Here is a 9,261-nt window from a genome sequence, read left to right as displayed (position 1 = left end):
GACGACCCGGTGTGGAAGCCGATGGTCGGCTGTCTGTCGTTCGGCGACCACGAGGGCTACAGCCACGACTACACCAACGACCACGTCATCCCGGTCGAGTTAGGCGGCGATCCGCCGACCATCACGATCGCGATGCCGATCGGCTTCACGGACGGTCATGTCAAGTACATGCGGCTGGGCTTCTACCAGATGGTCAGCCTGCTCGCCTCGCCCAACGAGATCGAGTAGTCTGATCCCCGCCAGTTCCGGCGGCTCGCGCGGATGATCGTCGGCCGCACGAGGCGCCGCGGATGGTTCGCCGGCCCGCCCGGAGTCTCTTCGGGCGGGCCGGCGCTGTAATCCGGCCGTAACCGGCGTCCGGTGCCTCGTGCACCTCTCGCGGCCTCGGGTCGGGCCCGATGCGGTGGCCGGGCCCGCTCTGCCGTCGTCGCCGGTGGGCGCAGGCCGCCCCCAGGCTTCCCCTATGAGGGAGAGGTCGGTGAGCCGGTGGCGAGCCGGGTGAGGGTGAATGGCGCCGCCTTCTACCCTCACCTTCGTCCTCTACGCCACAGGCGCACAAGTCTCTGGCAGAGAGAGGACTTCTTTCGCTCTAATCCCCACTTCTTGAGGTCACACCGTGCGGGGGTTTACAGTGGCGCCCCCCCTGCTCGTATAATATGCGCGGTCACTGGTGCGCCATGCGGCGCACCGCGGGGCCAGCTTCGGACTGGCGTCGCCTCAATATCGGACATCTGCGCAGTGCGGGGCCCGGAAGGAGGTGAGGAGCGGCACGCGGCCCACGTGAGTATCCATTGATACGGGAGCCACAGCACCCTGCGTGGCCAAAAGGAGGCAGATCCAGTATGCGTAAGCATCGCGGTTTTACTTTGATCGAGTTGCTGGTGGTGATTGCGATCATCGCGATCCTGGCCGCCATCCTGTTCCCCGTGTTCGCTCGAGCGCGGGAGGCGGCGCGCAAGGCCACCTGCATCTCCAACCTCAAGCAGATCGCCCTCGCGGCGATCATGTACGCCCAGGACTATGACGAGGTGCTGCCCTCGTGCAACTCCGACGGGTACTCCTCACAGCACCCAGTCGACCCGGCCAACACCGACATCAGCATGGACGATGCCGAGACCGCCGGATTGGGATCGCCCGACTTCTGGCAGTTGGCGGACGTTCTCACGCCGTACGTTAAGAGCCTCGAGCTGTTCGAGTGCCCGACGCTCATTCGCCGCGCGAGCCCAGGCGAGTGCACGATCGCCACGTCGGTCTTGACGTCCGGCCCTGCAGTAGGCGTGCGCAAGGTCGGCAACTTCGTGGAGCCGCCCGGTGACAACTGGGACTCCACAGGTTCCTACCTCTGGATGTGCATGCACTGGCCGGTCGGGACCGGCGATCCCTGGGATTACGGCGGCGACATTGGAGAAATCTGGTACATCTGTGGGATTCTGTTCGGGTTCGACGTCTACAGTGAGAACCCTGAGGGGTACTTCCCCTGCGCCCAGGCCGTCGGGAACTTCGACGACCCGGTGTGGAAGCCTATGGCGCTGTGCCTGTCCTTCGGCGTCCACGAGGGCTATGACCAGGACTGGGCGACGGACCATGTGCTGCCGGTGGAACTGGGAGGCGACCCGCCCACGATCGCGGCGGCTATGCCGATGGCATTCGTGGACGGCCACTGCAAGTACCTTCGCTTGTCGTTCTACCCGTTGATGAATCTGCTAAGCATGCCGAACGAGATCGAGTAGGGCGTGGAGCGATAATCGGGTAGGCTCCCGCCGCAGGCGGCTCGGCCGCTTGAGCGGGACGCGACGGACTGTACCGGCCCGCCTCGGGTTCGTCCCGGGCGGGCCGGCGCTTGTGGTCCGGCCACAGCAGGTATCCGCCCTTTGCTTCTCTCGCGCGCCCCTGGGTCATATCCGAAGCGACGGTCGCTGCGCGGCCTCGGCGCGAGGTACAGCTTACGCAGACGCCTTTCCGTCGCGGGCCGCCACGGATTTCGGGCTCGACGTCCGCGACTGTCTGGCCTCCGCCCCCACGGGCGAAATCGGCGTATGCGATCCCATCCACACGGGGGTTTACAATTGCCCGCCTCCCATCTATAATGTACCCGATGAGTGGTGCGCCCTGCGGCACACCGTGGGGGTAGCTTCGGACTGGCGGCGCCTCGATATTGGACAATCTGCGCAGCGCGGGGCCGGGAAGGAGGTGAGGAGTGGTACGCGGCCCATGTGAGCATCATCAGTACGCAGTACGATAGCCACACCACCCTGCGTGGCCAAAAGGAGGCAGATCCAGTATGCGGAAGCATCGCGGTTTTACCCTAATTGAGCTGTTGGTGGTGATTGCGATCATCGCAATCCTGGCCGCCATCCTGTTCCCCGTGTTCGCTCGAGCGCGGGAGGCGGCGCGGAAGGCCACCTGTCTGTCCAACCTTAAGCAGATCGCCTTGGCGGCGATCATGTACGCTCAGGACTATGACGAGGTGCTGCCGGCCTGCGCCGGCACCGGGTACGAGCACATCGCGCACGCCATCGACCCCGCCAACAACGGCATCACGCGCTCTGACGCGAATACGGCAGGCCTGGGGTCGCTGGACTACTGGCAGTTGGCGGACGTGCTCCAGCCGTACGTCAAGAGCCTCGACCTCTTCCAGTGCCCCACCCTGAGCCGCCGCGCGACGTGGGCATTGATCGAGACCCAGGTGCTGACTTCAGGGCCGGCCGTCGGGGTGCGCAAGGTCGGCAACGCGCACGAGTCACCGGAGGGCTGGGATTGGACCGGGTCGTATTGGTGGGGCTGCTGCCACTACCCGTACGGCACGGGCGTTAACCCCACCGACTACCTCGGCGACATCGGCCAGTTCTGGCTCATAGCGCAGGTTCTAGGCTACGTCAGCGATACCGACAATCCCCAGGAGTACTGGGCCTGCGCCAACGCCGTCGGCAACTTCGACGACCCGGTATGGAAGACTATGGGCGGATGCCTCACCTTCGGCACCCACGAGGGCTACAGCCAGGATTACAGCAACGACCACGTGATCCCGGTTGAGCTGGGCGGCGATCCGCCGACGATTCCGGTCGCGATGCCCATGATGTTCACCGACGGCCATGTCAAGTACATGCGGAACGGCTTCTACCCGACGATTGGCCTGATCGTCATGCCCAACGAGATCGAGTAGAGCCCGGCACGACAGTGATAGCGCGTCGGACCTGAGGCGCACGAACGGCTGCGGGACGACGCACAGCGGGATCCCGGCCCGCCCGAAGCGCATCTCGGGCGGGCCGGCGCTTCCGGCGGCGATCCCGCCTCACGCACTCAGCACCGCCGTCGCGCTCATCGGCAGACAGGCCGGACTCGATCGTTCTTGGCGCCTCAGCCCCCGAGATACGGACGCTCTCCCTCGGTTTACACCCGTGCTCGGCAAGCGTATAATACCAGTGTGGGTACGTGAATACCGACCGGCAGCACGTTCGCAGTGGGATACTACAACGGCGTGCCGTCTCTAATCTGACGATGCCTGGACGCCGGGGCCGAAAGGAGGTGAGGCAGCGCAGCGACGCCCCGATGAGCTATAGTCGATTGCTCGAAGCCAGCGCTTTCGCGTAGCCAAAAGGAGGCAGATCAGTATGCGAAAGAACCGCGGTTTTACCCTGATCGAGCTGCTGGTGGTGATTGCGATCATCGCAATCCTCGCCGCCATCTTGTTCCCCGTGTTCGCCCGAGCGCGGGAGGCGGCGAGAAAGGCCACCTGCATCTCCAACGCGAAGCAGATCGCCCTGGCGGCGATCATGTACGCCCAGGACTACGACGAGGTGCTCCCAGCCGCGTGCAGCACCTCCGACAGGGTGACATCGCACGCCCTTGACCCCGCCAACTCCTACATCACCATCGCTACGGCGGACGGCGCAAGCCTGGGATCCGCCGACTACTGGCAGATAGCGGACCTGCTGACGCCGTATGTCAAAAGCCTCGACCTGTTCCAGTGCCCCACCCTCATCCGGCGCGAGGAGTGGCGCCAGATGGAGACCGTGGTGCTGACCTCGGGGCTCGCGGTCGGCGTGCGCAAGACGGGCCGGCTTGGCGAGTGGGGTTGGACCGGCTCCTACTGGTGGAGCTGCGTCCACTACCCTTATGGCACCGGCATCTACGCATCGGACTACGTCAGTGACCTCGGGCTCATCTGGGACGCCGCGGTCATCTTGGGCTTTGTCAGCGACACCGATAACCCTCAGGAGTATTGGGCATGCTCCAACGCGGTCGGCAACTTCGACGACCCGGTATGGAAGCCGATGGGCGGCTGCATGTCCTACGGCGCCCACGAGGGCTACAGCCAGCGGTACAGCAACGCCCACGTCACGCCGGTCGAGTTGGGCGGCGATCCACCGACCATCCCGATCACCATGGTCGTGATGTTCGTGGACGGCCACGTCAAGTACTACCGGGACGGGTTCTACGCGACGATCGCCCTGATAACGTCCCCGAACGAGATCCAGTAAGGGGATCCGCAGGGTAATGACGGCGCATCGGACCTCAGACGTGTCAACGCCTGAGGGACGGCGCCCAGTGGGATTCCGGCCCGCCCGAAGCGCATCTCGGGCGGGCCGGCGCTTCCGGCGGCGATGCCGCGTGCTGCGCTCTCAGCACCCCACTTCATGCCGGGAAGCCGGGCAGATGGCGCTGCCCCGGCCGCCCCCGATCGCGACCGCATCACGGCTTCCGGTGGGTTTACATTCCTGATCGCCAGGCGTATAATAGACGCATGCAGAGTTGACTGATCCACAGTTGGCGCGTCGCGAGCAGAGCCCGAGCCGGTGCGCAGCGTACCGAGTGATCTGACATTTCAATGCCGGGGCTGAAAGGAGGTGAGACGAAGCAGGAACGTCCCGCTAAGCTATAGTTGCTTAGTTCGGTGTAGCGCTTTCGTGTGACTAAAGGAGGCAAGATCAGCATGCGGAAGAATCGCGGTTTTACCCTCATTGAGCTGTTGGTGGTGATTGCGATCATCGCAATCCTGGCCGCCATCTTGTTCCCCGTGTTCGCTCGAGCGCGGGAGGCAGCGAGGAAGGCCACCTGTCTGTCGAACCTCAAGCAGATCGCTCTCGCAGCGATCATGTATGCCCAGGACTATGACGAAGTGCTCCCGGCCGCCAATGCATCCGGCGCGAAGGGCAGCTCACACCCCGTTGACCCGGCCAACCAGTACATCACGAGCTACGATCCCTTGGGTTCGGCGGACATGTGGGTGCTGCCGGACGTGCTGCGGCCGTACGTGAAGAGCATCGACCTCTTCCAGTGCCCGACGGTGTCGCGGCGCAACCCGGAGATGATCGTTGAGACGATCCGCATGGCCGACACCGACCCGCTCATCCCGGGCGTGCTCAAGTGCGGCCGGATGGACGGCGGCAATCCAAATGGATACAATCCCACCTGGGATTGGGACTTCTGCGGCTCCTACTGGTGGGCGTGTTGCCACTTCGATCCAGGGGCCGGCAGCGCCGACGACCAGGTCCCCGACATCGGGGCCATCTGGGATGTGGCGTACTACGTGCTGGGCTATATTGACGCGGGCGAGTACAATGACCCCCAGGAATACTGGGCGTGCAGCCAGGCCGTCGGCAACTTCGACGACCCGGTGTGGAAGCCGATGGTCGGCTGTCTGTCGTTCGGCGACCACGAGGGCTACAGCCACGACTACACCAACGACCACGTCATCCCGGTCGAGTTGGGCGGCGATCCGCCGACCATCACGATCGCGATGCCGATCGGCTTCGTGGACGGCCACGTCAAGTACATGCGGATGGGTTTCTACACGATGATCAGCCTGCTCAGCACACCGAACGAGATTCAGTAGACGCGCGCCAATCGACGTCGCATTCCGGCTCGGGCGAATCGGTCGTCGGAGCGGAATGCCCCGGACATTGCCGGCCCGCCCCGGACAACTCGGTGGCGGGCCGGCGCTTTCATCTCCGGCATCGCACGCGCTGCGCCACCACCGTCATCGGGCCCAACCGAGCATCGCAGACGGCCGCTCCCCAGGGCGAGTGTGGTCGAGGCGGAGTCGCGCCATCGCCCAACCGCCGGGCGCCCGATCCCCGGGGCGCAGTCCAGAATGCGCCGGTTCCCCAGGCGGAGGTGCAGCCGCGTGTTTGCAGACACGCTATCGAAGCCGTATAATCCCGGAGGATTCAGGGACGCATCGCGATGAGTCGCCGTACCGCACAGTGGCTGGGTGTCGTCATACTCGCCGGGATCGCCTTCGTCGTCGGCGACATCGTTGGCTGGAGCAATCGATCCATCGCCGGCGCGTGGCGCACGGGCCGCGCCGTCACGACATCGTCCAGAGGCACGCGCGAATCGCGCGCACCTCGCAGCGCGACAGCCGGGGTTCCGCAGTACGATGCCGTGCCGCCCGCGCCGCCACGCGAACGGCGCGCCCGGCCTCGTCCTGTTGCCCGGGCGCCCCGCATCGAATTCGACGACACCGAGTATGACTTCGGTACGGTGCTTATCGGTGACCCCGTCGAGCATGATTTCGTATTCCGCAACCGAGGCAATGCGCCGCTGACGATCAACAGCGTGGTGACCGGCTGCGGATGCACCGCGGCGTTCGTCGAGGAACGACAGCTGCCACCGGGACGCGAAGGCCGCGTGAAGACGACCTTCCGGACCGAAGGCCGCACCGGCGCACAGCGCAAGTCGATCCACGTCGAAACGAATGATCCCGAGCAGCCACGAGTGGCGCTGAGGGTGGCCGGTGAGATCAAAGCCCAGATCGAGGTGTCGCCGCGAGTCATCTACGCGTTCAACATCCCGGTCGGGAAGGTCGTGACCCGCACGGTCACCATCAGCGGGGCCGACCGCTACGCATTTCAAATCGCCGCGGTGTCCGTGGTCGGATCCGGCATACATGCGAGCGAGCCAAAACGGCTGGCCGAGGACAGATATCAGATCGACGTGACCTTCAAACGCGAATCAACGCGCGGATCGTCGGGCGGCCTAGTGACCCTGAAGACGGATTCACGGCGTCAGCGGCTCGTACACGTGCCGATCCGGACTCAGTTGCCCGACAAACGCTGAGCGTGACCGGGTCGCGGTGGCGCCGCTCGGACGCCCGATGCCGGCATGCCCGCATCTTCGCTGGGTCACACTTGTACGCATGGCGGTCGGGTACTGTGCTGGCCGCGCTCATCGGTCGCGGGGGGAGGTCGGCGAGCGGACACCGGCTCCACACCTTCGGCCGCGCCAGGCGCCCGCGCAGAGTGCAAACGGCCTTTTTCACCGCCGAAACGCCTGCCATATTGGGCGCAGCCGAATGCATACTTCCGCGCTGAGTGGGTATTCAGAAATCGGGGATGTCGGGTCCAGAGTCAAGAGGAAGCAACATCGTGAAGTCGAAGATATCCATACAGGCCTGACCTGAACTTGGGCTGGCTGGGAACTGGTCTAACCGCGGAACACCGCCCCCGGGAGGAGGTGAATGCGCACGACGAGGGGCCCCGAGTCGTTATAGTCTGATACGTAACTCGCTTTCGCGTGGCCAAAAGGAGGCAAGATCAGCATGCGGAAGAATCGCGGTTTTACCCTAATTGAGCTGTTGGTGGTGATTGCGATCATCGCAATCCTGGCCGCCATTCTGTTCCCCGTGTTCGCTCGAGCGCGGGAGGCGGCTCGGAAGGCCACCTGCATCTCCAACGTCAAGCAGATCACACTGGCGTGCATCATGTATGCCCAGGACTATGACGAGGTGCTCCCCTCCGCGGTCGGCGACGACAACGACGGCACCGCGCACCCCGTAGATCCGGCGGACTTCAACCAGTGCATCGACGACCTCGAGACCAAGTACACCCCGGTCGAGGACGGTCGCTACATGTGGCAGTTGGCCGACGTGCTCCTGCCGTACGTCAAGAGCCTGGATCTCTTCCAGTGCCCGACCCTGTCGCGGCGTGACGACGGCTACCTCATCCAGACCGTGCTGATGCCCGACACGCACCCGCTCATCCCGGGCGTGCGCAAGGTCACGGTTTCGGGCTCCTACATCTACATGTGTATGCACCATCCGCAAGGAGGGGCCACGGAGCTAGCGGGGCCGTGTGACTACGGCGTCGGGTCGTTCGCGATCTGGGACATCGCGGCCCTCCTGGGTTACATCGATGTCAACGACGACCCGTCGGAGTACTATGCGTGCGGCCAGGCCGTCGGCAACTTCGACGACCCGGTGTGGGCACCGCTCGTGTGCTGCGACTCGTTCGGCGTGCACGAGGGTTACAGCGATGACTACACGGATGACCACGTCGTGCCGCCTGAGTTGGGAGGCGATCCGCCGACCATCACGATCGCGACGCCCGTGGGCTTCACGGATGGTCACGTCAAGTACTGGCGCGGCAGCTTCTACCAGACGATCGCGCTGATGAGCCAACCGAACGAGATCGAGTAACTCTCGTGACACAACCCGGGTGACGTAATCACCCAGGGTTCACGGACTTTCCGGTCCGCCCCGGTCGTGTACGGGGCGGACCGCCTCTTTCTGCACCCCGGCCCGCCGCCTACGGCTGTCCCGCCGAGGCGGCCGGCGTCTTCACGCCCCTGCGCCATGCACCGTTACGACCTCTTCACCAGTATTTACGGACCAGGCGTGGTGACCTATAATAGCAATGCGATTGAGAAGCGAGCCATGAGGCATGTGCTGACCAGCAGGACATGAGCGGCAGTCCGTCGGTTGTTCGCCATGAGGATAACGATCGCGTAGTGCCGGGCCGGGAAGGAGGTGAGCGGGACAACGGCCTGACCTTGGTATCGTTCGTTCGATAAGCACAGCGCTTTCGCGTGGCCAAAAGGAGGCAGATCAACATGCGAAAGAACCGCGGTTTTACCCTGATTGAGCTGCTAGTGGTGATTGCGATCATCGCGATCCTGGCCGCCATTCTGTTCCCCGTGTTCGCTCGAGCGCGGGAGGCGGCGAGGAAGGCCACCTGTATCTCCAACTGTAAGCAGATCACACTGGCGTGCATCATGTACGCCCAGGACTACGACGAGGTGCTGCCGGCGGCTGTTGGTGACGACAACGACGGCACCTCGCACGCGGTCGATCCGGCGGACGAGAACGAATGCATGGAGGACCTCGAGACCAAGTACGCCGGAACCGAGGATGGTCGCTACATGTGGCAGTTGGCCGACGTGCTCCTGCCGTACGTCAAGAGCCTGGATCTCTTCCAGTGCCCGACCCTGTCGCGGCGTGACGACGGCTACCTCATCCAGACCGTGCTGATGCCCGACACG

Annotated in this window: 5 protein-coding genes and 3 pseudogenes; all 8 read left to right on the top strand. The window is 64.3% G+C overall.

Annotated features, from left to right (window positions below):
- Window positions 1-228 (top strand): hypothetical protein (locus tag JSV65_11290; GenBank protein UCH33162.1); only part of this gene is annotated, 228 nt, incomplete at its 5' end.
- A 614-nt stretch (window positions 229-842) separates the two neighbouring features.
- Entirely contained in the window at window positions 843-1,730 is an 888-nt protein-coding gene (locus JSV65_11285; GenBank protein ID UCH33161.1) for a prepilin-type N-terminal cleavage/methylation domain-containing protein, read from the top strand.
- A gap of 551 nt (window positions 1,731-2,281) precedes the next feature.
- Window positions 2,282-2,476: pseudogene (locus JSV65_11280) on the top strand (prepilin-type N-terminal cleavage/methylation domain-containing protein).
- A gap of 1,135 nt (window positions 2,477-3,611) precedes the next feature.
- Window positions 3,612-3,797 (top strand): annotated as a pseudogene (locus tag JSV65_11275) (prepilin-type N-terminal cleavage/methylation domain-containing protein).
- Window positions 3,798-4,933: 1,136 nt separating this feature from the next.
- Window positions 4,934-5,116 (top strand): annotated as a pseudogene (locus tag JSV65_11270) (prepilin-type N-terminal cleavage/methylation domain-containing protein).
- A gap of 1,271 nt (window positions 5,117-6,387) precedes the next feature.
- Window positions 6,388-7,062: a DUF1573 domain-containing protein gene (locus tag JSV65_11265; protein UCH33160.1), complete on the top strand. Its 675-nt coding sequence runs from the start codon at window positions 6,388-6,390 to the stop codon at window positions 7,060-7,062.
- Window positions 7,063-7,543: 481 nt separating this feature from the next.
- Window positions 7,544-8,419 carry a DUF1559 domain-containing protein gene (locus tag JSV65_11260; protein ID UCH33159.1) on the top strand — a complete coding sequence of 292 codons (876 nt, stop codon included), beginning with the start codon at window positions 7,544-7,546 and terminating at the stop codon, window positions 8,417-8,419.
- A 413-nt stretch (window positions 8,420-8,832) separates the two neighbouring features.
- Window positions 8,833-9,261: DUF1559 domain-containing protein (locus tag JSV65_11255; GenBank protein ID UCH33158.1), on the top strand; the 429-nt coding region annotated here is incomplete at its 3' end.

Source organism: Armatimonadota bacterium, assembly GCA_020354555.1.
Lineage (GTDB): Bacteria > Armatimonadota > Hebobacteria.
Note: the sequence above shows the minus strand (reverse complement) of the source record. Positions and strands in the feature narration are given on the sequence as shown.